This is a genomic window from Pantoea sp. OVA07A (genome assembly GCF_019969975.1).
GTDB classification, from domain to species: domain Bacteria; phylum Pseudomonadota; class Gammaproteobacteria; order Enterobacterales; family Enterobacteriaceae; genus Pantoea; species Pantoea agglomerans.
The window spans coordinates 91,805-117,808 of the sequence record NZ_JAHXYM010000009.1; the positions used below are offsets into that span (position 1 = coordinate 91,805).

Consider the following 26,004-nt stretch of genomic DNA (forward strand, 5'->3'; position numbering starts at 1 on the left):
GCATGAACGATCAACGATTTGCCCGGATTCAGGCGATGCTGGCACTGCGCCAGCACGATCTCACGGTCTGTATGGAGCAGGTGCATAAACCGCACAATGTTTCCGCAGTGATCCGCACGGCGGACGCCGTCGGCATCCACGAAGTGCATGCCGTCTGGCCGAGCCAGCGGATGCGCACTCAGGCTTCCGCATCTGCCGGAAGCAACAGTTGGGTTAAAGTGGTCACCCATCCCACCATCGGCGATGCTGTAAAAAAGCTCAAACAACAGAAGATGCAGGTTTTAGCGACCCATCTCTCTGCCGATGCCGTGGATTTCCGTGAGATCGATTATACCCTTCCGACCTGCATCCTGATGGGCCAGGAAAAAACCGGCATCACCGAAGAAGCGCTGGCGCTGGCCGATCGGCAGATTGTGATTCCGATGGTGGGTATGGTGCAGTCGCTGAATGTCTCGGTCGCCTGCGCGCTGATCCTGTATGAAGCACAGCGGCAGCGGCAGAACGCGGGTCTGTACCTGCGCGACTACAGCCTGCTGGACGAAGATGAGCAGCAACGTCTGTTGTTCGAAGGCGGATTCCCGGTACTGGCGCGGGTCGCAAAACAGAAAGGTTTACCCTATCCGCGCATCAATGCGCAGGGCGAAGTCGACGCCGATCCCAGCTGGTGGGCAACCATGCAATCGACCGGTAAAAGAAGATGAAAGGCCGTCTGCTGGATGCCATACCGCTCAGTACCCTGACCGGCGTCGGTGCCAGCCAGGCGGCAAAGCTGGCCAAAATTGACCTGCATACCATTCAGGATCTCCTGCTTCATCTCCCGCTACGCTACGAAGATCGTACCCAACTTTATGCCATTGATGATCTGCTGCCCGGTATCTGGGCCACAGTAGAAGGCGAAGTGCTGCACACAGATATCACCTTTGGTCGCCGCCGGATGATGGTGTGCCAGATTAGCGATGGCAGCGGTGTACTGACGATGCGCTTCTTTAATTTCAATGCCGGAATGAAGAACAACTTGTCGCCGGGCCGGCGCGTCACCGCGTATGGTGAAATTAAACGCGGTCAGCGTGGCGCTGAGATTATCCATCCCGAATACCGGATCCAGGGCGAACAGAGCAATGTGACGCTGGAAGAGACCTTAACGCCGGTTTATCCCACCACCGAAGGTATTCGGCAGGCCACGCTGCGTAATCTCACCGATCAGGCACTGACGCTGCTGGAGAGCTGCCCGATTGCCGAACTGCTGCCGCAGGAACTGAGCGGCGGTTTAATCAGCCTGCCAGATGCGCTCCGCACGCTGCATCGTCCCCCACCCGATCTAAAACTCAGCGAGCTGGAGAGTGGTCGTCATCCGGCACAACGCAGATTGATTCTGGAAGAGCTGCTGGCACACAACCTCAGCATGCTGGCGGTACGCGCCGGTGCTCAGCGCTATTACGCTTTACCGATGCTTCCCCGGCACAACCTTAGCGACCAGCTGCTGGCTGCGCTGCCCTTTTCACCGACCAATGCGCAGAAACGCGTGGTGGCGGAGATAGAGAAAGATCTGGCAAATGACTTTCCGATGATGCGGCTGGTGCAGGGTGACGTCGGCTCGGGTAAAACACTGGTCGCCGCCCTCTCTGCGCTGAACGTTATCGCACATGGTAAGCAGGTTGCCCTGATGGCGCCGACCGAACTGCTGGCTGAACAGCACGCCAGTAACTTCCGCCAGTGGTTTGCGCCGCTGGGCATTGAAGTGGGCTGGCTGGCCGGAAAACAGAAAGGCAAAGCCCGCCAGGCACAGCAGGAAGCGATAGCCAGCGGTCAGGTGGCGATGGTGGTGGGCACACATGCCCTGTTTCAGGAGCAGGTGCAGTTCAACGGTCTGGCACTGGTCATTATTGATGAGCAGCACCGGTTCGGCGTCCACCAGCGACTGGCGCTGTGGGAGAAAGGTGAGGAGCAGGGCTTCCACCCGCATCAGCTGATCATGACCGCCACACCGATTCCGCGCACCCTGGCGATGACCGCTTATGCCGATCTCGATACCTCAACCATCGATGAGCTGCCGCCGGGACGTACACCGGTGACCACCGTGGCTATCCCCGATACCCGACGCGATGAGATTGTGGCGCGGGTTGAGCATGCCTGCCGCGAAGGGCGTCAGGCCTACTGGGTCTGCACCCTGATTGAAGAGTCAGAATTGCTGGAAGCACAGGCGGCAGAAGCCAGCTGGGAATCCCTGAAAACGGCGCTGCCCGACTTAAACATCGGGCTGGTGCATGGCCGCATGAAACCCGCAGAAAAACAGGCGGTGATGCAGGCGTTTAAAGCGAATGAACTGCAGCTGCTGGTGGCGACGACCGTGATTGAGGTTGGTGTGGACGTGCCGAATGCCAGCCTGATGATCATCGAAAACCCGGAACGGTTAGGGCTGGCGCAGCTGCATCAGCTGCGGGGCCGTGTGGGTCGTGGTGCCGTGGCATCACACTGTGTACTGCTCTACAAAGCGCCGCTGAGCAAGACAGCGCAGAAGCGTTTACAGGTGCTGCGCGACAGCAATGACGGCTTCGTCATTGCCCAGTTTGATCTGGAGATTCGCGGGCCGGGTGAACTGCTGGGCACGCGTCAGACCGGCAATGCCGAATTTAAAGTGGCCGACCTGCTGCGCGATGCGGCGATGGTGCCCGAAGTTCAGCGTGTGGCGCGCCACATCCACCAGCACTATCCCGAGCAGGCCAGCGCATTAATTGAACGCTGGCTGCCAGAGAACACCCGTTATACCAACGTCTGAACGCCCCCCTCTGATTCGGCTTTTTTATCCCTGCCGGGCAAACGATTGCTTTTAGCCTGCGGATGATTACAATCGCCACATTATTTTTTGGGAAGAACAGAAGATGTCCACTAATCCGCAGCCAGAACAGCCTTCCGCCACGCAAAGCGAACTGATTTATCGTCTTGAAGATCGTCCTCCTCTGCCGCAAACGCTGTTTGCCGCCGGTCAGCATCTGCTGGCGATGTTTGTCGCGGTCATTACCCCCGCGATTCTGATTTGTCAGGCGTTAGGGCTGCCCGCAGAGGATACCCGGCACGTGATCAGCATGTCGCTGTTTGCATCGGGTGTGGCATCACTGCTGCAAATCAAAACATGGGGGCCGGTGGGTTCGGGCCTGCTGTCGATTCAGGGCACCAGCTTCAACTTCGTTACGCCCTTGATTATGGGCGGCATGGCGCTAAAAAATGGCGGCGCTGACGTGCCCACCATGATGGCGGCGCTGTTTGGTACGCTGATGGTCGCCTCCTGTACCGAAATGGTGCTGTCACGCGTATTGCACCTGGCGCGCCGGATCATTACGCCGCTGGTTTCCGGTATCGTGGTGATGATTATCGGCCTGTCGCTGATTCAGGTAGGGCTGACCTCCATTGGCGGCGGTTTCAGCGCGATTAACGATCATACTTTTGGTGCGCCGAAAAATCTGATGCTGGCAGGGGCTGTGCTGCTGGTGATCGTGCTACTTAACCGGCAGAAGAACCCCTACCTGCGCGTTGCCTCCCTGGTCATTGCCATGGCGGTAGGCTATCTGCTGGCCTGGGCGATGGGCATGCTGCCTGCCGCCGGCATCCCCACCGATCAGCCGCTAATCGTGGTGCCGACCCCGCTCTATTACGGGCTGGGCTTCGACTGGAATCTGCTCATCCCGCTGATGCTGGTGTTTATGGTGACCTCTCTGGAGACCATCGGCGATATCACCGCCACCTCGGATGTGTCAGAGCAGCCGGTCAGCGGACCCCTCTATATGAAACGCCTGAAAGGCGGCGTGCTGGCGAATGGCCTCAACTCCTTTGTCTCCGCGCTGTTTAATACTTTCCCGAACTCCTGCTTCGGTCAGAACAATGGCGTGATCCAGTTGACCGGTGTTGCCAGCCGCTACGTCGGCTTTGTTGTCGCGCTGATGCTGATTGTGCTGGGGCTGTTCCCGGCGGTCAGCGGACTGGTGCAGATGATCCCTGAACCGGTACTCGGCGGCGCCACCATTGTGATGTTCGGCACCATCGCCGCTTCGGGTGTCCGCATTGTGTCACGCGAGCCGCTTAACCGCCGCGCCATCATGATTATTGCGCTGTCGCTGGCGGTGGGCCTGGGCGTTTCCCAGCAGCCGCTGATCCTGCAGTTTGCGCCTGACTGGCTCAAAACCCTGCTCTCTTCCGGTATTGCGGCGGGCGGCATTACCGCTATCGTACTCAACCTGATTTTTCCGCCAGAGAAGTAAGGCCAGGGGCAGGCTTCGGCCTGCCTGCTAATTATTCGGATTTACATCCAGGCTGTTGAGCTGTAACGGTAATTCAGGCATAACAACCTCTCACCGGATTTAACTCGGGAAGGATGCTATGAAATTTATTGGAAAGTTTTTCCTCACCTTACTTTTGCTGCTGCTTTTCACCCTGGTCGTGATCTATGTTCTGTTGCAGACACAGTGGGGTGCAGGCTGGTTTAGCCGTTGGGTGAGTGACAAAACCGAATGGCATCTCTCCCTGAGTAAAATTGAACACAATTTCTCCTCTCCCTCTCACATCATTCTGGATGACTTCAGCTTTGGTCACGATGGACAGCCTGCAGTTCTGGTGGCGAAACGGGTCGATCTCGGTCTGGCACTGATTCAGTTCAGCGATCCGCTGCATTTCAGCAGCCTTGAGCTGCGCGACGGAGAAGTGAATCTGGCCAATCTGGCGCCAGGCAGCGCGCTACCGATTCAGGCCGATCGCCTGCAACTCAACAATATGCGTATCGACAGCCCCAACAGCGCGTTACCGCTGTTTGCTCAGCAGGTTAATGGCGGCATTCTGCCGTGGAAACCCACTGCCCTTGATATGCTGGGCCGCGATGCCCGCTTCCAGATGAGCGCAGGCAGCATGACGCTGAATAATGTGCCGGGTGAAAACGTACTGATCCAGGGCAGTGTCTCCCAGGGTCGGATGCGCTTTGACAATATTGGTGCCGACCTGGCGCGTGGCTCTATGACCGGCAACGGTGAGCGCGATGCCCAGGGCAACTGGAAAATTAATCAGCTGCGCCTGAACGACATCCGTCTGCAGACCACCAGCAGCCTGAAAGATTTCCTGCATAGCCTGCAGGTTGTCCCCTCCATTGCCATTACGCGACTCGACATGACCGATGCCCGCCTGCAGGGGCCTGACTGGGCGGTAACGGATCTGGATCTGACGCTGAGAAACGTTAACTGGCAGGGTGATGACTGGCAGAGTAACGATGGTTCGCTGGCGCTGAATGCCAGCAATTTTATCAACGGTGGATTCGAACTAAATGACCCCATCGTTAACCTGGACTTCTCACCGCAGGGCGTGGCGCTGACGCAGTTCAGTTCACGCTGGGCGAATGGGGTGATTCGGGCTGACGGTGACTGGTCGCGTAGCGATAAACGCCTGACACTGAAAAACCTGGCGGTGGCCGGACTGGAATATACCCTGCCGCAGGACTGGCGCGACCGCTGGCAGGCGACACTGCCCGCGTGGCTGGATAGCGTAGCGGTGACGCGCTTCACCTCTAATCGCAACCTGATAATCGACATCAATCCGGCTTTTCCCTTCCAGCTGACCTCACTGGATGGATCCGGTGAAAACCTGCTGCTGGCGCAGCAGCACCAGTGGGGGATCTGGTCGGGTAAGCTCAGCCTGAACGCGGCAGAATCAACCTTTAATCGCACCGACCTGCGTCATCCGTCGATTGCGCTGAGCGCTGACCAGCAGCAGATTCAGGTTACGGAGCTGAGTGCGTTCAGTAATAAGGGTCTGCTCGAAGGAACGGCCACCGTAGGCCAGCAGCCAGCCCGTCCGCTGACGCTGCAACTGACAGGTCGTGCTGTGCCGGTGAATGTGTTGCAGAACTGGGGATGGCCCGCGTTGCCGTTAACCGGTGACAGTAATATGCAGCTGCAGCTGAACGGTGCATTAACAGCAAATCAGCCGCTGCGCCCGACGGTTAATGGCAGTTTGTCGGTGACAACCGACAGTCAGCAACTGCAGCAGACCATGCAGGCTGGCGAGGTACGTTAACAACAGATCAGGGCCGCTGAAGCGGCCCTGATGATTAGTTGATACGCGCGCCGGAACCCCCTTCTTCCAGCGGCCCGTCAGGATCGGCGGGCAGGACGATATAGACCCCTTCAAACACAGCGCCACACTCATCATTGCCAAACAGCTCAACTTCGAGCTGCACACGCGCTTTACGTCCGCGAGCCAGGCGGTCGAGATCGCCGCTTAATGAGCCCAGGTCGGCAATCGCGCCAGGCCGTCCGCTGATGGGGTGGCTGTAGCGAATGTGCGCATCCGCCAGAATAATGGTGCCACCCAGATGACGCTCGCGCAGCAGCAACCAAATCAACCCCCAGCCGGTCAGCGTTGCCAGCGAAAACAGGCTGCCAGCGAACAGCGTCTGGTGTGGATTCTGGTTGCCCGCTTCCGGCATGGTGGTGATAAATTTTTGCCCGGTAAACTGCAGAATACGGACGCCCATCTTTTCGCTGAGCGGGATATGATCATACCAGGCCTGTTGCAGCTGACCGCACCAGTCGGCGCGATGCAGGATATCGTCAAGCGTGACGACCGGTTTGATCATCAGAAAGTGACGAACCGGCGTCGTCTGCGGCGCGGTAATCTCGCCCTGATTGATGTAGCCGAGTTTAGCGAAGAAAGCGACAGCATCTTCGCGGGCGCTGCAGGTTACCCGCTTTGCCCCTTCCTGACGCGCCACGGATTCCAGCGTCATCGCCACCAGAGTACCCAGTCCCTTGCCCTGAACCGAAGGATGAACGGCCATGAAGCGGATAGCAGCCTCATTGTCGGCATTAATATAGAGACGGCCGATGGCGACCGGATTGCCCTGCTCATCAACCACCATCTGATGATGCGCCAGTGCATCCCAGGCGTCACGTTCCGACCCCTGCGGCTGACGCAGAGGTTTACGCAACATCTCCCAGCGGAACTGATAATAGATATCCAGCTCTTCCGCCGTCTGTGGCACGCGAAGGTGATACATGTAATGTTTCTCCCGCTCGGATGTGTGGCCAGTTCCCTGCCGCTCAGCTGACGTTCTCACACCTGTAACCAGAACGTCACAGGACCATCATTCACCAGCGAGACCTGCATATCCGCAGCAAAACGGCCATTAGCCGTGGTGATGCCCTGCTTGCGACAGCAGTCGCTGAAATATTCATACAGCCGCTCGGCTTCAGCGGGCTCGGCGCCACCCGAAAAGGAAGGACGCATCCCTTTTTGGGTATCTGCGGCCAGCGTAAACTGTGACACCACCAGCACGCTTCCGCCCGCCTGGCGAACACTCAGGTTCATTTTGCCCTGCTCATCACTAAAGATGCGATAGCCCAATACGCGTTCTGCGAGACGTTCCGCACGCGCGTTGTCATCGCCCTTTTCCACGCCCAGCAAAACCAGTAAACCGGCATCGATTTCACCGACCACTTCCTGATTGACGCTGACGCTGGCGCACTGTACGCGTTGAATCAATGCAATCATGTTTCCTCGCGTTGCTCCTCTTTGTGTTGCTGCTTTAACTGCCGATAGTCGGCTAACGCAACGGTGATTTCAGCGCCTAACAACACAATACACCAGGTCCAGTAGACCCAGAGAAACAGAATGGGGATCACGGCCAGTACGCCGTAGATCAGCTGATAAGAGGGGAACATAGTAACATAGAGCGCAAAGCCCTTTTTGCCCAGCTCAAACAGCGCACCGGCAACCAGCGCGCCAATCAGCGCATCGCGCGGCGGCACTCGCTGGGTAGGAACGATGCTGTAGAGCAACCAGAAGGCGAGCCACGACAGCAGGAGCGGGAAAATACGCAGCATCTGATCGACCAGGCTGGTGACGCCTGTCGCGTTAATCCAGCGCAGCGACAGCAGATAGGAGCTGATCGCCAGACTGGCACCGGCCAGTAACGGGCCTAGTGTCAGGATCATCCAGTAGACCGCAAAGGAATAGACCATCGGCCGCTTCTTGTTGCTGCGCCAGATGGTGTTTAACGCGGTATCGACGGAATGCATCAGCAGTAAGGCGGTAACGATCAGGCCGACCGCTCCGACCGCCGTCATCCGGTTTACGTTAGCCACAAACTGCTCAAGATAGCGTTGCAGCGTGTTACCTGCAGCCGGCATCAGATTGGTAAAGACAAAGTGCTTCAACTGCACGCTGATATCTGAAAAGACCGGAAACGCCGCAAACAGGGCAAACACCACCGCAATCAGCGGCACCAGCGCCAGCAATGAGACATAAGCCAGATTACCGGCCTGGGTCGTCATGCCATCCTCATCAATGCGTTTCCACAACAGTTTGAGCCACAACCAGAATGCATGCAGCCCGGGACGAAATTTACGTGACATCATGAATTACTGTTGACCTGCAAACCAGTTGGGTACCGTTTTACTGTCAGTAACCAGTACACTTTCAATACCCAGGGCGCGGGCCGCCTCAATGTTTTGTGTATTATCGTCAAAAAATACCGCCTGATCGGCAGCCACACCTTCTGCGTCCAGCACATGCTGGTATATCCGGGCTTCCGGTTTACGCATGCCCAGCTCCTGGGAGAGATAGAGCTTGTCGGCTGCCTGCTGCACGTCCGGATACTGTGTTGGCCAGAATTCGCAATGCAGTTTGTTGGTGTTAGAGAGGATCACCACCCGATGACCTTCCAGCCGCAGCCGGTTCATCAGCGCCAGGATTTCCGGACGTACGTCAACGAATACCGCCTGCCAGCCAGCGGCAAACTGTTCATAGCTCAGCGCGATTTCCAGCTTTTCACACAGCGCCAGCGCGAAATCTTCATCGCTGATCTCGCCACGTTCGTGTTGTTCAAACGCCTCATCCATCTGGAAATGGCTTTGCAGCGAGGCCAGCGGCACACGACTAAGGTCACTCCAGACACCCAGCACGCGGTTAAAGTCGATATCGATAATCACATTGCCTAAATCAAAGATATACAGCATGGTGTGTCTCCTTCTGTTCCCTGGAGTATTCACTCTAGCGGCAAAAGGGCAGGCTGAACAGGCACTCGCGGAGAGAAAAGCGTAAACGGCAGCGGGCAGGTAAAAAGCGCGACATATCCCACAAATATTCGCTGGCCCGGCTGAAGAGGCAGGAATTTCAGGCAAAAAAAAAGCCCCGCAGGCGGGGCTCTTTATCAGTTAAAGGCGCAATTATGCGTCTTTAGGACCACGTGATGCACGTTTACGGTCGTTTTCAGTCAGGTGACGTTTACGGATACGCACTGACTGTGGTGTAACTTCTACCAGTTCGTCATCATCGATGAACTCGATCGCCTGCTCAAGGGTCATCTTGATTGGCGGAACCAGCGTCGTGGCTTCATCAGTACCTGAAGCACGCATGTTGGTCAGTTTCTTACCGGTCAGGCAGTTAACTGTCAGGTCGTTAGAACGGCTGTGAATACCGATGATCTGGCCTTCATAGACTTCTGCACCGTGACCCAGGAACAGCTTACCGCGGTCCTGCAGGCTGAACAGTGCAAACGCAACTGCTTTACCCTGACCGTTGGAGATCAGTACGCCGTTCTGACGCTGGCCCACTTCGCCCGCACGAATGTCATCGTAGTGGCTGAAGGTAGAGTAGAGCAGACCGGTACCGGAAGTCATAGTCATGAATTCGTTACGGAAGCCGATCAGGCCACGGCTTGGGATCACGTAGTCGAGACGTACGCGGCCTTTGCCATCCGGATCCATGTTTTTCAGATCGCCCTTACGCTCACCCATGGCTTGCATGACTGAACCCTGGTTGTTCTCTTCGATATCCAGCGTAACGTTCTCGAATGGCTCCTGTTTACGGCCATCGATTTCGCGGAAGATAACTTTCGGACGGGATACTGCCAGTTCGAAACCTTCACGACGCATGTTTTCGATCAGAACTGACAGGTGAAGCTCACCACGACCTGATACGCGGAACGCGTCAGCATCTTCGGTTTCTTCAACGCGCAGTGCCACGTTGTGAACCAGTTCTTTGTTCAGACGCTCAAGGATCTGACGTGACGTCACGTACTTACCTTCTTTACCGCAGAACGGTGAGGTGTTGACGTTAAAGAACATGGTTACGGTTGGCTCATCAACGCTCAGTGCTGGCAGCGCCTGCACGTTCTGTGGATCACAGATGGTGTCAGAGATGTTCAGCTCGCCCAGACCGGTGATAGCAATGATATCGCCCGCTTCTGCCAGGTCGCTGTCGATACGCTCAAGACCCAGGTGAGTCAGGACTTTACCGACTTTACCGTTACGGGTTTTGCCTTCGCTATCGATGATAGTGACTTGCTGGTTAGGCTTAACTTTACCGCGCTTGATACGGCCGATGCCGATCACGCCCAGGTAGTTGTTGTAGTCCAGCTGAGAGATTTGCATCTGCAGTGGGGCGTCAGCCTCAACCTGCGGAGGCGCAACGTGGTCGACGATCGCCTGATACAGCGGGGTCATATCGTCAGCCATGTCGGTGTGCTCAAGACCAGCAATACCATTCAGCGCAGAGGCGAAAATGATAGGGAAGTCGAGCTGCTCATCAGTAGCATCCAGGTTAACGAACAGGTCAAAGACCTGATCAACAACCCAATCCGGACGCGCACCAGGGCGGTCTACTTTGTTGATAACCACAATCGGCTTCAGACCATGCGCGAACGCTTTTTTGGTCACGAAGCGGGTTTGCGGCATAGGGCCATCCATCGCATCTACAACCAGCAGCACCGAGTCCACCATGGACATGACGCGCTCAACTTCACCACCGAAGTCGGCGTGTCCTGGGGTATCAACAATGTTGATACGGTAGTCATTCCACTTAATGGCGGTGTTTTTTGCGAGGATGGTAATCCCACGCTCTTTCTCCAAATCATTGGAGTCCATCACGCGCTCTGTTGCTTCGGTACGGGCATCAAAAGTACCGGATTGTTGCAGCAGTTTGTCAACCAGGGTGGTCTTTCCATGGTCAACGTGCGCGATGATGGCGATGTTACGCAAATTTTCGATCACAGCTTTGCCTCAGGCATTAGAAATAGCGCGTTATTGTACACTGATTAAGCGGAAGACTGAACACGATCACACTTTTCACTGAAAGTTTATTGCATGGAGGCCAATTTGCCCTGTTACCGGTGCAGAAAATGCACTAAGTTGGTCTGATGCACCAAAATAGTGCCATCAGACGACCGTTAAGCACCACACTGGTGCGATAAAACGATCGTGGTGCAGCCGCTTTATGACAAAAAGGTGCACCACAAGGCGATTTAAGCAACATCAAAAAAGTTGGCACAGAATTCGCTTTATCTAAATCAAGCGTAAACGCCAGACAGATGTCGGTTGAAGAGCGTGCCGGAAGAGGTTGGTCAGGGAGTTGTTTTCCCGCAACGTATTCCGGAAACGACGTTTCCTCGCCATGTAGATAATGAAAGACCATTTCCAGGAGAGTTGAGTATGTCCGCTGAACACGTTCTCTCGATGATGAACGAGCATGAAGTTAAGTTTGTTGACCTGCGTTTTACCGATACCAAAGGTAAAGAACAGCACGTTACGATCCCTGCTCACCAGGTTAACGCTGACTTCTTCGAAGAAGGCAAAATGTTCGATGGTTCGTCTATCGGCGGCTGGAAAGGCATTAACGAATCAGACATGGTGCTGATGCCTGACGCCACCACGGCGGTCATGGATCCTTTCTTCGAAGATTCTACGCTGATCATCCGTTGTGACATCCTCGAGCCAGGCACCATGCAGGGCTACGACCGCGATCCACGCTCTATCGCTAAGCGCGCTGAAGATTTCCTGCGCTCTTCCGGCATCGCTGATACCGTACTGTTTGGACCAGAACCAGAATTCTTCCTGTTCGATGACATCCGTTTCGGCTCATCGACGTCCGGTTCACACGTTGCTATCGACGATATCGAAGCGGCATGGAACACCGGTAAAGAGTACGAAGGCGGTAACAAAGGTCACCGTCCAGGTCTGAAAGGCGGCTACTTCCCGGTTCCACCGGTTGACTCATCACAGGACATCCGTTCTGCCATGTGTCTGACCATGGAGCAGATGGGCCTGGTTGTTGAAGCGCATCACCACGAAGTGGCGACCGCGGGTCAGAACGAAGTGGCAACCCGCTTCAATACCATGACCAAAAAAGCGGACGAAATTCAGATTTACAAATATGTGGTTCACAACGTTGCGCACGCTTACGGCAAAACCGCGACCTTTATGCCGAAGCCTATGTTTGGCGACAACGGTTCAGGCATGCACTGCCATATGTCACTCTCCAAAGGTGGCCAGAACCTGTTTGCCGGCGATAAGTACGGCGGCCTGTCTGAAATGGCGCTGTTCTACATCGGCGGTATCATCAAGCACGCTAAAGCGATCAACGCCCTGGCGAACCCGACCACCAACTCTTACAAGCGTCTGGTCCCGGGTTACGAAGCACCGGTTATGCTGGCTTACTCTGCCCGTAACCGTTCAGCCTCAATCCGTATCCCGGTTGTTGCCAGCCCGAAAGCGCGTCGTATCGAAGCGCGCTTCCCGGATCCAGCGGCTAACCCATACCTGGCGTTCACCGCACTGCTGATGGCTGGCCTGGATGGCATCATCAACAAAATCCATCCTGGCGATGCGATGGACAAAAACCTGTATGACCTGCCACCGGAAGAAGAAGCTGAGATTCCAAAAGTTGCAGGCTCTCTGGAAGAAGCGCTGAATGCACTGAACGAAGACCGCGAGTTCCTGACCCGCGGCGGTGTATTCACTGACGAATCGATCGATGCTTACATCGAACTGCGTAAAGCAGAGATGGATCGCGTTCGCATGACGCCACACCCGGTTGAGTTCGAGCTCTACTACAGCGTTTAACTGGTCAGACGTTTTTTGTTGCCGTGGAAACTTTTAGCCCATCTTCGGATGGGCTTTTTTCTCCGCGAATTCACCGTTCATTCGCCCTCTTTTCGGCTTAAAGACTAAAATGCACCTCTTTAGTGCAGAGGAACGTTGTATGGCAACTGGCTCTCTGCCCGATGCAGGGCAGATTCTCAACGCGTTAATCAACAGTATTTTGTTGGTGGATAACGATCTGGTTATTCATTACGCCAACCCGGCGGCGCAGCAATTACTGGCGCAAAGCTCACGCAAATTGTTCGGCACGCCGTTACCGGAATTAACCGGCTACTTTTCGCTGAATATCGAGGTGATGCGCGAGAGTCTTGAGGCTGGCCAGGGATTTACTGACAGTGAGGTCACGCTGGTGGTAGATGGTCGCGCGCACATTATGTCGCTGACCGCCCAGCGGTTACCCGATGGCTTAATCCTGATGGAAATGGCGCCGATGGATAATCAGCGTCGTCTCAGTCAGGAGCAGTTACAGCACGCCCAGCAGGTGGCCGCTCGCGATCTGGTTCGCGGCCTGGCCCATGAGATTAAAAATCCGCTGGGAGGATTGCGCGGCGCGGCACAGCTTTTATCCCGCGCCCTGCCCGATCCCTCGCTGAATGAATATACCAAAGTGATTATTGAACAGGCCGACCGGTTGCGGAATCTGGTTGATCGTCTGCTGGGGCCGCAGCAGCCGGGCATGCACATCACGCAGAGCATTCATCAGGTGGCCGAACGGGTGGTTAATCTGGTGTCGATGGAGCTGCCGGAGAATGTCTCGCTGGTACGGGATTATGATCCCAGCCTGCCGGAACTGCCGCACGATCCCGATCAGATTGAACAGGTGCTGCTTAACGTGGTGCGCAATGCGCTTCAGGCGCTGGGCGACGATGGCGGCACCATTATTATCCGCACCCGCACGGCTTTCCAGCTGACGCTGCACGGCACGCGTTATCGGCTGGTGGCACGTATTGATATTGAAGATGATGGCCCCGGCATTCCGGCCCAGCTGCAGGATACGCTGTTTTATCCGATGGTCAGCGGACGCGAAGGCGGTACCGGTTTAGGCCTCTCCATCGCCCGTAGCCTGATTGATCAACATTCAGGAAAAATAGAATTTAACAGTTGGCCGGGACACACCGAATTCTCGGTTTACCTGCCTATTCGCCAGTGAGGTTTCTATGCAACGAGGGATAGTCTGGATCGTCGATGACGATAGCTCCATCCGCTGGGTGCTTGAACGCGCGCTCACTGGAGCCGGTTTGAGCTGTGCGACTTTTGACAGCGCAAGCGAGGTGCTGGATGCCCTCTCAACCAAGACCCCGGACGTTTTACTGTCAGACATTCGCATGCCCGGTATGGATGGCCTGGCGCTGCTGAAACAGATTAAGCAGCGTCATCCGATGCTTCCGGTCATCATAATGACGGCGCATTCTGATCTGGACGCTGCCGTCAGCGCCTATCAGCAGGGTGCCTTTGATTACCTGCCTAAGCCGTTCGATATCGATGAAGCGGTTGCGCTGGTCGAGCGTGCTATCAGCCACTATCAGGAGCAGCAGCAGCCACGTAATCAGCCGGTCAGCGGACCCACCACCGATATCATCGGTGAAGCGCCCGCGATGCAGGATGTGTTCCGCATCATCGGACGATTATCGCGCTCGTCGATCAGTGTGCTGATCAACGGCGAGTCCGGTACCGGTAAAGAGCTGGTGGCCCATGCGCTGCATCGCCACAGCCCGCGCACCAAAGCGCCCTTTATCGCGCTCAACATGGCGGCGATCCCCAAAGATTTAATTGAATCAGAACTGTTTGGTCACGAAAAAGGCGCCTTTACCGGGGCGAACCAGATCCGTCAGGGCCGTTTTGAGCAGGCGGATGGCGGCACGCTGTTTCTGGATGAGATCGGTGATATGCCACTGGATGTGCAGACCCGTCTGCTGCGCGTGCTGGCCGATGGCCAGTTCTATCGCGTTGGTGGCTATGCGCCGGTCAAAGTGGATGTGCGTATTATCGCGGCGACCCACCAGAATCTGGAATTACGCGTACAGGAAGGCAAGTTCCGTGAGGATCTGTTTCACCGCCTGAACGTGATTCGTGTGCATCTGCCACCGCTGCGTGAGCGTCGTGAGGATATCCCGCGTCTGGCGCGTTATTTCCTGCAGGTGGCGGCGCGTGAGCTGGGTGTGGAAGCGAAGATTCTGCATCCGGAAACCGAGACAGCGTTAACCCGACTGCACTGGTCAGGTAACGTGCGTCAGCTGGAGAACACCTGTCGCTGGCTGACCGTGATGGCTGCGGGTCAGGAAGTCCTGATTCAGGACCTGCCCGGAGAACTGTTTGAATCCAGTACGCCGGAGAATCCGGTGCAGTCGCTGCCTGACAGCTGGGCAACGCTGCTGGCACAGTGGGCCGATCGCGCTCTGCGTTCCGGTCATCAGAATCTGCTGTCAGAAGCCCAGCCGGAGATGGAGCGCACGCTGCTCACCACTGCGCTGCGTCATACGCAGGGCCACAAACAGGAAGCGGCACGTTTGCTGGGCTGGGGACGAAACACGCTGACGCGCAAGCTCAAAGAGCTGGGCATGGAATAAGCGGTTCAGTACGGGCTGGTGAAGTCTGCCAGCCCGTTTCTTCAGATAACGCGGGAGAACTGCTGCTGACGCGCTTTCTGACGCAGATAGCGATCAAAGCACATGCAGATATTGCGGATCAGTAACCGGCCAATTCCCGTCACCTCCAGCCCCGTAGCGGTTAGTTCCACCAGCCCATCAGCTATCAACGGTTTCAGCAGCGCCAGATCCTCAGCAAAATAGTCGCTGAAGCGAATGCCCCATTGCGCTTCTGTCGCGGCAAAATTCAGCGAGAAGTTACAAATCAGCGTTTTTATCACGTCCCGACGCAGGCAATCATCGTCGGTTAAGGCGATGCCACGCCACAGGCCATTTCCCTGCTGTTCCACACAATTGTACCAGGTATTAAGGTCTTTCTGGTTCTGCGCATAACTGTCGCCAATCATGCTGATGGCAGAGACGCCAAGCCCCAGCAAATCGCTGTCGCCCTGCGTCGTGTATCCCTGGAAATTGCGATGCAGCTGGCCTTTGCGCTGCGCGATAGCCAGTTCATCCTGCGGCTTCGCAAAGTGATCCATTCCAATGAACTGGTAGCCCTGCTGAGTCAGAGTTGCGATGGTCTGCTGTAAAATATCCAGCTTTTGCTGAGCCGATGGCAGTTCACCCTCTTTGATTTTACGCTGTGCCGCGAACATCGCCGGCAAATGCGCATAGTTAAAGACGCTAAGACGATCCGGGCTCAGCGCCAGTACCCGCTCCAGCGTCCAGGCGAAGCTGGCGGGCGTCTGCAGGGGTAAACCATAGATCAGGTCAATGCTGGTCGAGCTGAACCCCTGTTCACGGGCACGCGCCATCAGCCCGAAAATCACCTCTTCATCCTGTACCCGGTTAACCCGCTCCTGCACCGATTTGTTGAAGTCCTGCACCCCCATGCTCAGACGATTGAATCCCAGCGATCGCAGGTGATCAATCACATCCAGCGCAATTTCCCGGGGATCCACTTCGATCGACATTTCGGCATCATCGGCCACGCTGAAATGCTGCTTCAGTAAAGCCACCAGCCGGGAAATCTGCGCATTGTCGAGGAAGGTTGGCGTGCCGCCGCCCCAGTGAAGCTGCGTGACCTGACGCTGACGAAACAGCGGCGCACGCTGAATAATCTCCTGCTCAAGCACATCCAGATAGCGGTCCGCTTTGTGACGCTGACGCGTCACTATCTTATTGCAGCCGCAGAAGTAGCAGAGACGATGGCAGAAGGGAATATGGACATAGAGCGACAGCGGACGATCGGGGTAACGCGCCACGGCACGCTGGAAGTCGTTTTCCGCGTACTGCTCGCTGAACTCCAGCGCAGTGGGATAGGAGGTGTAACGCGGGCCGGCATAATTGTACTTTTCAATTAACGCCTGATCCCACTCAATCTGCTGCGATGGCATGCTCACTCCTTCCGGTGACGTCGTCTGAGAGAAGGTCGCGAAGAAGAGTAGATAAAAGGTGAGCGGGATGAAACCCGACGTAAACGTTGCTTCAGACGCGACAGGCGTCGTAGTTTAAACAATAACCACAGCAGATAACATGTCGCCAGCAGCGCGAAAATTGATCCAGGCCAAAACATTGTCGTTTACCTGTTAAGCGCGGCATGCGGGTAACGCATGCCGATCAAATTTGCTTAGTTGCCTTTCAGCAGACGGTACATATCTTCTTCAGCCTGCTCATCTTCGGCATCATCCATCACAATGCCTAACTGCTCCATCAGTTCGTCGATACGATCCAGCGAGGCATCCAGCCAGCCCTGATCTTCAGCCGACAGCGTTTCGCCATTTTCCAGCCGATCCAGCAGCGCATCCAGACGTTCGTCATTTTCCAGCTTCGCCAGCTCTTCTTCTGGTGTCAGACGCACTTTCTTCTCTGCTGCCGGTTTTTCTGCGCTTTTCTTTGGTTTAACGGCGGCGGTTTTTCCTTCAGCGATCAGGGCCACCGGTTTTTTACTCCCGATGCGCGGATCTTTCACGCTGTCCGCCTGACGTCCGCCATTGTTTTCGGACGCAGCCGGATTAGCACGGCTGCCAGATGCATGTCCGCGATGCTTTTTATCACGTTTGCGATCGCGTGCTTCATGGTTGATATCGTCACGCGATTTGCGTTTGGCTTTGACGGCAGGTTTGCCGTTAGCAGCTCGTGCAGGTTGCTTCATAGTATTCGGTCCCGGCTTTTTTTATTCAGTATAGAATTGCGGCGAAATCTAGCAGAAAGTAGACAAAGAAAAAAGGCGACAGCTCAAGCTGTCGCCTTATTTCATACCTTCATAAGAAGGAATCATGTTTTAAATCCTTTTCGGCTCGTAACATCCCGGTTAATCCCGCGCCTGCTCAACTCCTGAGCTATTCCTTATCCCTGTCTGGCCGCATCCCTGACCCTGTTCCATTCCATCGCTCATAACCCTCCTGGTATCCCTGAGCGCATCATCCTGATGTGTGCTGCCGTGCACTGCACACTAATGTAGACCAACTGGTAAAAGCCTCAAGTCAGTGTCAAAAATAGTTAGTTCAAAAAAAGAACGTTTTAAGATAAGGGTTTGAATTACATATTTTTTTATTTTTAGTAATTAAAGTAAAAAGCGAAATAACCCGCACCGTGAATGGCAAATCTCTTACAAAGTTTGTTACCGAGATGCGATTGAGCACTTTCGCGTCATAACGCGTATAATCGCCCGCATTGCCTTAATGCGTTTTCTGGAGTGTCACCTTGTCTGAATTGAATTACCACGTTACCCACTTTGTCATGAGCGCGCCGGATATCCGCCATCTGCCTGCCGATACCGGAATTGAGGTGGCTTTCGCTGGCCGCTCGAACGCGGGAAAATCGAGTGCGCTGAATACGTTAACCAATCAGAAGGGTCTGGCGCGTACCAGTAAAACGCCGGGACGTACGCAGCTGATTAACCTGTTTGAAGTGAAAGAAGGTAAGCGTCTGGTCGACCTGCCCGGTTACGGTTATGCCGAAGTCCCGGAAGAGATGAAGCTGAAGTGGCAGCGCGCGTTAGGTGAATACCTGCAAAAACGTCAGGCGCTGAAAGGACTGGTTATCCTGATGGATATCCGTCATCCGCTGAAAGATCTCGACCGGCAGATGATTCAGTGGTCAGTGGAAAGTGGCATTCCGGTGCTGTTGCTTCTCACTAAAGCAGACAAACTGGCCTCAGGTGCCCGTAAAGCGCAGCTCAATGTCGTGCGTGAAGCCGCACTCGAATTTGTTGGTGATGTGCAGGTAGAGCTCTTCTCATCGCTGAAGAAAATCGGCGTGGATAAGGTTCGTCAGAAGCTGGACAGCTGGTTTAATACGCTTGAACCGGCGGTTGAAGATCAGGACGCGGAAGAGTGAGTGGCAACCCTGTGCCGGTGACGCTGACGGTACAAAAAGCCCAATAAAAAACGCCCCAGTCACAGAATGACTGGGGCGGCTAAATTCAGCCAAATCCGATTACGTGAAGTAAAAGGTCTGAAAGATAGAACATCTTACCTCTGTACCCTACGCGACGAACTTTACCTGATTTTCTGTGCGTGACAAAGGCTTTTTTGTTGCTTACTTACATCAAACCAGACTTTTTTTACCATGCACGTCACAAAAATAGCGTTGTGATGTAGTTTAATGACGAAAAAAGTGTTTAGACGATAAGCAGTTAGAAAAGCGTTTTCTCTCAGTGCCAGCGTTGACCACGCTAAACCGGTCAACTAAACGATTTTCTTATACCTGATTCAGGGCCGATTCTGTTCTTCAGAACCGACCACACGCATCGAATCAGTGGGCTTCATCCCAGTTGTCACCCACACCGACTTCAACCAGTAAAGGTACGTCGAGCTGCACGCTACCTTCCATCAGCGCACGGATTTTCTGGCTCGCCTCTTCAACCGCCCCGGCTTTGACTTCGAACACCAGTTCATCGTGAACCTGCATGATCATTCTGACGGCATTGTCGTTTTGCTGTTCCAGCCAGTTATCGACGGCAATCATTGCCCGCTTGATGATATCCGCTGCCGTTCCCTGCATCGGCGCATTGATCGCGGCACGTTCTGCGGCTTTCCGGCGAATGGCGTTACCGGATTTAATATCGGGCAGCCACAGCCGACGGCCTTCCAGCGTTTCGACATAGCCTTTACTCGCCGCCAGCTGGCGTGTGTTCTCCATATAGCGCAGGACGCCCGGATAGCGTTCAAAGTAGAGATCCATATACTTTTTCGCTTCACCCGCACCGATATTCAGCTGACGCGACAGGCCAAAGGCGCTCATACCATAAATCAGACCAAAGTTAATCGCTTTGGCGCTGCGACGCTGTTCGCCGCTGACCTTATCCAGCGCCACGCCAAACACTTCGGATGCCGTCGCGCGGTGAATATCTTCGCCCTGGGCAAAAGCGTCCAGCAATCCTTTGTCCTGAGAGAGATGCGCCATGATACGCAGTTCGATTTGTGAATAGTCTGCCGCCACAATGCGATGGCCTTTGGCCGCTACAAATGCCTGACGGATTCGGCGTCCTTCATCATTACGCACCGGAATGTTTTGCAGATTCGGATCGGCAGAGGATAAACGTCCGGTTGCGGTGACGGCCTGATGATAAGAGGTATGTACCCTGCCACTGATCGGATTGATCATCAGCGGTAATTTATCCGTATAGGTAGACTTAAGTTTGGATAAGCCGCGATGCTCCAGAATCACTTTGGGCAACGGATAATCAAGTGCCAGCTCGGCTAACACCTCTTCGCTGGTTGAGGGCGCGCCGCCTGGTGTTTTCTTCGTGGGTTTGATGCCCTGTTTTTCAAACAGGATCACCTGAAGCTGCTTGGTGGATGAGAGGTTGAAGGGTTCCCCCGCCAGCTCATGCGCTTTCAACTCAAGCTCAGCCAGTCGGGCCGTCAGCTCTTTCGAATGCTGCGCCAGAATAGACTGATCGATCAGCACACCGTTGCGCTCTATGCGCGAAATCACCGTCAGTAACGGCATCTCAATCTGTTCAAAGACTTTTTTCGGGCCCGCTTCTTTCTCCAGCTCTGGCCACATCTTCAGATGCAGCTGCAGGGTCACATCTGCATCTTCGGCAGCGTAATGAGATGCCTGCTCTAACGCGATTTGATTGAACGTCAGCTGATTTTTGCCTTTACCGGCGATCTCCTGGAAGGTCACGGTTTTATGGTTAAGCCAGCGAGCGGCCAGGCTATCCATGTCATGTTTGCCCACCACGCTGTTGAGGATATAGGACTCAAGCATGGTGTCGAATTTGATACCAGCCAGTTCAATGTCGTAGTTTTTCAGCACGCCGCGATCGTATTTCAGGTTCTGGCCAACTTTCCATGCGCTCTCATCTTCCAGCAAGGGCTTGAGCTGTGCCAGAACGGTAGCGCGATCCAGTTGATCAGGCGCATCAAGATAGTCATGGGCAACCGGCAGATAGGCGGCTTCACCGGGCGCCACCGCGAAGCTGATGCCGACGATATTAGCGCTCAGGGTATCCAGCGCGTCGGTCTCCAGATCAAACGCAAAGACTTCGCTGTTTTTCAGCTTCTCCAGCCAGCTATCAAAGAGATCCTGATCCAGAATGGTGACATAACCCTCGGTCGGTAACACGCTGCTGGTTTCAGCCACCGGGGCCGGTTCATCGGCCTGCGCTTTTTGCGCCTGCGTAGTGCTCTTTTTACCCTGCAGCCATTTACCGTCCTGCAGGTCACTCAGCCAGCGTTTGAACTCGTAACGACTGAACAGGGCCTGCAATGCCTCTGTATCGGGTTCAGTGACTGTGAGCTCTTCACAGGGCAGCGCCAGCTCAACGTCTGTCTTAATGGTCGCCAGCTGATAAGAGAGAAACGCCACATCACGATTCTGCTCAAGTTTGGTCGCCATGGTTTTGGCACCACGAAAGCCGAGATCGGCCACTTTGTCCAGATTGTCATAGATCGTCTGCATGCTGCCCAGCCCCTGCAGCAACGCCTGTGCCGTTTTCTCACCGACGCCTGGCACGCCAGGAATGTTATCAGAGCTATCACCCATCATGGCAAGGAAATCGATGATCAATGCGGGTGGAACACCATATTTCTGCTCAACCTCTTCTGGTCCCAGAATGGTGTTGCTCATAGTGTTAATCAGCGTGATGGCGGGCGTGACCAGCTGCGCCATATCTTTGTCGCCGGTGCTGATCAGCACTGAGAGACCCTTTTTCTCCGCTTCCAGCGCCAGCGTACCGATGACATCATCAGCCTCGACGCCGCTCACAGCCAGCAACGGCAGCCCCATCGCCCGCACCATCTCATGCAGTGGTTCAATTTGTGCACGGAGCTCGTCAGGCATCGGGGGACGATGAGATTTGTAATGCTCAAACAGCTCGTCCCTGAAGGTTTTGCCTTTGGCATCGAACACCACAGCAACGTGACTCGGATTGTATTGCGCCAGCAGGCTTTTCAGCATGTTGAGCACGCCGTACATGGCACCAGTGGGTTCACCTGCACTATTGGTCAGCGGCGGAAACGCGTGATACGCGCGATAAAGATAGGATGAGCCATCGACCAGAATCAGGGGATTTTCTGCTATTTGCGCCATAAGTCTGTGTAGTCTTCGTTGCTATGAGTTGGGCTATAAGGATGCCACAACCAGGCAGAAATGGTGAACTAAGGCGTGCCACGTCTGGAGTTTTTCACGCTTTTGGGGACAGGATCGCAACGATCGTTCTGTGGATAACTTTGTGCGTAAAAATTATAACGCGCTGTTTTTCAGGAAAATAAATAATCGACACTTGAATAAAAACCATAAATTTCATTGGCTTATTTAATTTCCGTGACCCGATCGCTATTTTTAATAGCGCGATCCCTTGTGTGGATATTAAATTTATGCCCTGGAGATGGACAAAAATTGGCCCGTTGTTCAAAGGCATAAAAAAAACGCCAGCAGAGCTGGCGTTTAACGGGGGTGTGAGGCTGATTACTTCTGGCTTACCAGGAATTTAACCACGTTCGCATAGTCTGCGACGAAATTATCCATAGAGCTGGTATCAAGACCGCCGTTGTTAACCATGTATTTGCCATTCACGAAAATAGCAGGCACACCACGCAGATCAACATCAGCAGCGGCTTTTTGCTGCTGCGCAACCAGCGCTTTTACGGCGAAGCTGTTCCAGGCTGCATCATAGTCCGCCGCAGAGATACCGGCCGCTTTGACAAAGGTCTCTTTCAGACTGGCAGGATCGGTGATGGTCTGCGTTTTCTGAATGCCATCGAAGATAGGTGCTGTCACTTTATCTTCAACGCCCAGCGCCATCGCGACAGCCCAGGCATGGGTCACGACCGGCCCCAGTTCTCCACCGAGAAAATCGACGTGGTATTTCACCATCTTAGTGTCAGCAGGCAGATTCTTTTTCACCGCGTCATTGACGTGATAAATACGTTCAAACTGATAGCAGTGCGGGCAGAAGAAGGAGAAGAACTCCATCACCTGAGGTTCGCCGGCCACAGGTTTAGGCAGACTCACATATTGTTTACCTTCAGTGAACTGGGCAGCAGATGCGCTGAATGCCAGCACTAAACCCATCAGTGCAAACCAAATTTTTTTCATCGTGAAAAATTCTCCTGACTACGTCATTAATATTGCGGTGTCAGCTGCAGAGGAGGTTCCTGCAACAGCTTCTCCTGCTCGGTAAAGAGTGAAATTTGCCTGCGCCAGAAATCTTCATCTGTCATCCAGGGGAAAGCGCGCGGAAAAGCGGGATCCTGCCAGCGTCGGACAACCCAGGCCAGATAATAAACCATGCGCATGGCGCGTAAAGGTTCAATCAGTGACAATTCATTAATATCAAAATCACTGAACTCACTGTACGCCTCCAGCAGTATATCCCATTGAATACGCTGTTCCTGACGATCGCCGCTGATCAGCATCCAGAGATCCTGCACGGCCGGGCCATTACGGGCATCATCCAGATCGACAAACAGCGGTCCGTCACGCCACAGGATATTACCCGGATGGCAGTCGCCATGTAATCGTAGCGGCTGCCACGTGGTGTGCCACTGTTGTTGCAGCGTGTTTCCCAGCTTATCGATAGCCTGTAGCAGTGCGACTTTAAGCGATGCAGGCACTAACAGAGAGTGCTCCAGCACCTGCCGGGGTTCATGCAAATATTCATCCAGACCGATGGCAGGCCGATGCCTGAACAGCGCTTTACGCCCGGTCTGATGAATGCGGCCCAGGAAGCGGCCTACCCACTCCATCTGATCTTCGTTGTCTGTCTCATATTGCCGTCCGCCCAGGCTGGGGAATACGGCAAAGAAGAAGCCAGCGTGACTATGCAGTGTCTCACCCTTTAACCGCAGTGGCGCCGCGATGGGCACTTCGTCAGCCAGCAGATCAAGTGCGTACTGATGTTCTTCAGCAATCTGTTCGGCACGCCAGCGCTGTGGGCGATAAAACTTCGCAACATAGCGGCGTTTTTCGTCGTCGCTGAATTGATAAACCCTGTTCTCGTAGCTGTTCAGGGCTGTCAGACCCGATTCGACGCGAATTCCTGTTTCCCAGAGCGCATCAAGCAACACGTCGGGATTCAATGTCTGGAAGTTAAAAGCAGCGTCGCTCATCATGTTACCTGTAGTTGCCCTTGCAAATAGCAGCCAAGGATAACACTACTCGTCCTGTTTAATGACACCCCGTGCGCGGAGCAGTGCTGTTTTGAAATCAACTTCATAATCTTTTTTCAGGCCTGGGATCTCATCATCGCTGGCTGAGTCACGCATCTTGAGATGGTAAATTAATACATCATCGGTTAATTCACTTAACGGGCCACGGAAACCAGATTCCTGAGCCAGTTTCTGCAAAAATGTGACCAGATTAAGATCAGGCTCTTTTTGCCAGGCGGGTTGCAGCAACTCGATTAACTCGTTTAAACGATGGCATTTCATTCAGATTTCTCCTTTCACAGTGCGTCATCAGCGAGGGCACAGTCATGACAATATTAACCGGCATCATTCTGGCCGGTGGTCAGGGCCGCCGTATGGGTGGTCAGGACAAAGGGTTAGTACAGCTGGATGGCAGGCCGCTTTATCAGCATGTCCTTGAACGGCTCAGGCCACAAGTCGACATTGTCATGATTAATGCGAATCGTAATATTGATCGCTATCAGTTAAGCGGATGTCGGGTTATTCAGGATGTTTTTGATGATTATCCCGGTCCGCTGGCCGGTATCTACAGTGGGTTGCTCGCCATCGACGGTGAATGGGCCGCTTTTTGCTCCTGCGATACGCCTGCAATACCTCTCTACTTCGTCGAAAAACTGGTCGATCAACGCGGTGAGGCGCCGGCAGTCTGGGTACGTTCACAGTCGCGCGATCATCCTACGCTGGCGCTGATTCATCGGGAAATGGCTGCACCTCTTTATGACTATCTTCAGGCTGGAGAACGACGTCTTATGCATTTTCTGCGCGACCACGGTGGCCATGCTGTCCGGATGGATGAGGATGAGGCTGCCTTCCGCAATATCAATACGCCTGATGACCTGAACAACAGAGGCTGACATGTCATTACCTATACTTGCCATTGTGGGCTGGAGTGGAACCGGGAAAACGACGCTATTGCAGCAGGTGATACCGATTCTCGGCGATAAAGGTATCCGCGCAGGATTGATTAAACATACCCATCATCAGATGGATGTGGATACGCCAGGCAAAGATAGCTATCTGCTCAGAAAAGCGGGTGCCAGTCAGGTGATAGTGGCCAGTTCAGAGCGATGGGCATTGATGTGTGAGACGCCGGAAAAGCAGTCGATTAATCTGCCTTATCTGCTCAGCCGCATGGATCACGCTACGCTTGAGGTCGTGCTGGTCGAAGGCTTCAAAGATGAACCCGTACCTAAAATTGTTTTATGGCGGGCCGGGATCAAGGGTGGGATCGAGGAACTGCTTGATGAGCAGGTAATCGCTGTCGCCAGCGACCAGAAATTAACGCTGAACGTGCCAGTTCTGGATATAAATCGTCCGGACAGCGTTGCAGACTTCATTGCCGACTGGCTTGAGAAACGCTGAAATGGATGTTGTGATGCAGTTTTTCACGATCTGCAGACGTAAAAAAGCCCCGCACTTCCGTGCGGGGCTTCTTCACTTATTTAATGCCTGGCAGTTCCCTACTCTCGCATGGGGAGACCCCACACTACCATCGGCGCTACGGCGTTTCACTTCTGAGTTCGGCATGGGGTCAGGTGGGACCACCGCGCTAAAGCCGCCAGGCAAATCTTGGTGCACGAAACGAATCTTTCACGCCATGACCGCGTTGCCATCGCTCAGCCACACCGGTCACATACTTCAGTATGCTCCCGCTGACGTCCTCGCTCTGCGCCTTGTCACGCCGCAAAATCTTTCGTTTCCGCTAATTTTTATCCGGTACAGGCTGAAAATTGTGTCTCTCAAAAACGCCTCTGGCGTTGTAAGGTTAAGCCTCACGGGTCATTAGTACCGGTTAGCTCAACGCATCGCTGCGCTTACACACCCGGCCTATCAACGTCGTAGTCTTCAACGTCCCTTCAG

The 26,004-nt window shown here is 54.4% G+C and carries 21 protein-coding genes and 2 rRNA genes; 10 read left to right on the forward strand and 13 right to left on the reverse strand.

The window, feature by feature from the left end; all coding sequences use genetic code 11:
• The first annotated feature begins 2 nt into the window (after positions 1-2).
• The 4 genes from trmH (at position 3) to LC417_RS21365 (ending at position 6,051) form a co-directional block, all read left to right on the forward strand.
• The gene (gene trmH, locus LC417_RS21350) at positions 3-701 is read left to right on the forward strand and encodes a tRNA (guanosine(18)-2'-O)-methyltransferase TrmH (RefSeq protein ID WP_010258414.1); all 699 of its coding nucleotides are present in this window, start codon (positions 3-5) and stop codon (positions 699-701) included.
• Positions 698-2,776, forward strand: a complete 2,079-nt coding sequence (gene recG / locus LC417_RS21355; protein WP_010258417.1) for an ATP-dependent DNA helicase RecG — start codon at positions 698-700, stop codon at positions 2,774-2,776. Before trmH ends, recG begins: the two co-directional genes overlap by 4 nt.
• Positions 2,777-2,879: 103 nt before the next feature.
• Positions 2,880-4,253 carry an NCS2 family protein gene (locus LC417_RS21360; protein WP_010258420.1) on the forward strand — a complete coding sequence of 458 codons (1,374 nt, stop codon included), beginning with the start codon at positions 2,880-2,882 and terminating at the stop codon, positions 4,251-4,253.
• Positions 4,254-4,371: 118 nt separating this feature from the next.
• Complete coding sequence (locus LC417_RS21365; RefSeq protein WP_223566332.1) at positions 4,372-6,051, forward strand: AsmA family protein; 1,680 nt, start codon at positions 4,372-4,374, stop codon at positions 6,049-6,051.
• A gap of 34 nt (positions 6,052-6,085) precedes the next feature.
• Here the strand turns inward: LC417_RS21365 and fabY are convergent, their stop codons facing one another.
• From fabY to typA, 5 genes are all read right to left on the reverse strand, one after another.
• Positions 6,086-7,033: a fatty acid biosynthesis protein FabY gene (gene fabY / locus LC417_RS21370; protein WP_010258423.1), complete on the reverse strand. Its 948-nt coding sequence runs from the start codon at positions 7,031-7,033 to the stop codon at positions 6,086-6,088.
• Positions 7,034-7,089: 56 nt separating this feature from the next.
• Positions 7,090-7,527, reverse strand: a complete 438-nt coding sequence (gene dtd, locus LC417_RS21375; RefSeq protein ID WP_157354321.1) for a D-aminoacyl-tRNA deacylase — start codon at positions 7,525-7,527, stop codon at positions 7,090-7,092.
• Positions 7,524-8,393 (reverse strand): virulence factor BrkB family protein, encoded by an 870-nt coding sequence (locus tag LC417_RS21380; protein WP_010672108.1) that lies wholly within the window; start codon positions 8,391-8,393, stop codon positions 7,524-7,526. Before LC417_RS21380 ends, dtd begins: the two co-directional genes overlap by 4 nt.
• 3 nt (positions 8,394-8,396) lie before the next feature.
• Positions 8,397-8,993 (reverse strand): glucose-1-phosphatase, encoded by a 597-nt coding sequence (gene yihX / locus LC417_RS21385; RefSeq protein ID WP_163640563.1) that lies wholly within the window; start codon positions 8,991-8,993, stop codon positions 8,397-8,399.
• 210 nt (positions 8,994-9,203) lie between these two features.
• Entirely contained in the window at positions 9,204-11,027 is a 1,824-nt protein-coding gene (gene typA, locus LC417_RS21390; RefSeq protein WP_010258429.1) for a ribosome-dependent GTPase TypA, read from the reverse strand.
• Between the two features lie 438 nt (positions 11,028-11,465).
• Between typA and glnA the strand changes: the two genes are divergently transcribed.
• From glnA to glnG, 3 genes are all read left to right on the forward strand, one after another.
• On the forward strand, positions 11,466-12,875 hold the full coding sequence (glnA, locus tag LC417_RS21395) for a glutamate--ammonia ligase (RefSeq protein WP_010258434.1): 1,410 nt from the start codon (positions 11,466-11,468) through the stop codon (positions 12,873-12,875).
• 139 nt (positions 12,876-13,014) lie between these two features.
• The gene (glnL, locus tag LC417_RS21400; protein WP_008926971.1) at positions 13,015-14,064 is read left to right on the forward strand and encodes a nitrogen regulation protein NR(II); all 1,050 of its coding nucleotides are present in this window, start codon (positions 13,015-13,017) and stop codon (positions 14,062-14,064) included.
• Between the two features lie 7 nt (positions 14,065-14,071).
• On the forward strand, positions 14,072-15,481 hold the full coding sequence (gene glnG, locus LC417_RS21405) for a nitrogen regulation protein NR(I) (RefSeq protein WP_010258440.1): 1,410 nt from the start codon (positions 14,072-14,074) through the stop codon (positions 15,479-15,481).
• 41 nt (positions 15,482-15,522) lie between these two features.
• On the opposite strand, the gene hemN is transcribed toward glnG, so the two are convergent.
• Positions 15,523-16,896: an oxygen-independent coproporphyrinogen III oxidase gene (gene hemN, locus LC417_RS21410; RefSeq protein WP_223566333.1), complete on the reverse strand. Its 1,374-nt coding sequence runs from the start codon at positions 16,894-16,896 to the stop codon at positions 15,523-15,525.
• A 233-nt stretch (positions 16,897-17,129) separates the two neighbouring features.
• Positions 17,130-17,654, reverse strand: a complete 525-nt coding sequence (gene yihI, locus LC417_RS21415) for a Der GTPase-activating protein YihI (protein WP_010258445.1) — start codon at positions 17,652-17,654, stop codon at positions 17,130-17,132.
• A 551-nt stretch (positions 17,655-18,205) separates the two neighbouring features.
• Here yihI and yihA point away from each other — a divergent pair.
• Positions 18,206-18,841: a ribosome biogenesis GTP-binding protein YihA/YsxC gene (yihA, locus tag LC417_RS21420; protein WP_010258448.1), complete on the forward strand. Its 636-nt coding sequence runs from the start codon at positions 18,206-18,208 to the stop codon at positions 18,839-18,841.
• 417 nt (positions 18,842-19,258) lie between these two features.
• On the opposite strand, the gene polA is transcribed toward yihA, so the two are convergent.
• The 4 genes from polA to LC417_RS21440 all read right to left on the reverse strand — a co-directional run bounded on the left by polA (position 19,259) and on the right by LC417_RS21440 (position 24,387).
• Complete coding sequence (gene polA / locus LC417_RS21425; RefSeq protein ID WP_033773173.1) at positions 19,259-22,045, reverse strand: DNA polymerase I; 2,787 nt, start codon at positions 22,043-22,045, stop codon at positions 19,259-19,261.
• A gap of 378 nt (positions 22,046-22,423) precedes the next feature.
• Entirely contained in the window at positions 22,424-23,053 is a 630-nt protein-coding gene (dsbA, locus tag LC417_RS21430) for a thiol:disulfide interchange protein DsbA (RefSeq protein WP_010258458.1), read from the reverse strand.
• A 26-nt stretch (positions 23,054-23,079) separates the two neighbouring features.
• Complete coding sequence (locus tag LC417_RS21435) at positions 23,080-24,066, reverse strand: serine/threonine protein kinase (RefSeq protein WP_010258460.1); 987 nt, start codon at positions 24,064-24,066, stop codon at positions 23,080-23,082.
• 45 nt (positions 24,067-24,111) lie between these two features.
• Positions 24,112-24,387, reverse strand: a complete 276-nt coding sequence (locus LC417_RS21440; protein ID WP_033759287.1) for a YihD family protein — start codon at positions 24,385-24,387, stop codon at positions 24,112-24,114.
• Positions 24,388-24,431: 44 nt separating this feature from the next.
• On the opposite strand from LC417_RS21440, the gene mobA reads away from it, so the two are divergent.
• Both mobA and mobB read left to right on the forward strand, forming a co-directional pair.
• Positions 24,432-24,998 carry a molybdenum cofactor guanylyltransferase MobA gene (gene mobA / locus LC417_RS21445; protein ID WP_033781132.1) on the forward strand — a complete coding sequence of 189 codons (567 nt, stop codon included), beginning with the start codon at positions 24,432-24,434 and terminating at the stop codon, positions 24,996-24,998.
• A 1-nt stretch (position 24,999) separates the two neighbouring features.
• Positions 25,000-25,506, forward strand: a complete 507-nt coding sequence (gene mobB, locus LC417_RS21450; protein ID WP_052271761.1) for a molybdopterin-guanine dinucleotide biosynthesis protein MobB — start codon at positions 25,000-25,002, stop codon at positions 25,504-25,506.
• Between the two features lie 85 nt (positions 25,507-25,591).
• On the opposite strand, the gene rrf is transcribed toward mobB, so the two are convergent.
• Together rrf and LC417_RS21460 are read right to left on the reverse strand one after the other, a co-directional pair.
• Positions 25,592-25,707: ribosomal RNA gene (gene rrf / locus LC417_RS21455) — 5S ribosomal RNA — on the reverse strand.
• Positions 25,708-25,905: 198 nt separating this feature from the next.
• A 23S ribosomal RNA gene (locus LC417_RS21460) occupies positions 25,906-26,004 on the reverse strand; the annotation flags it as partial.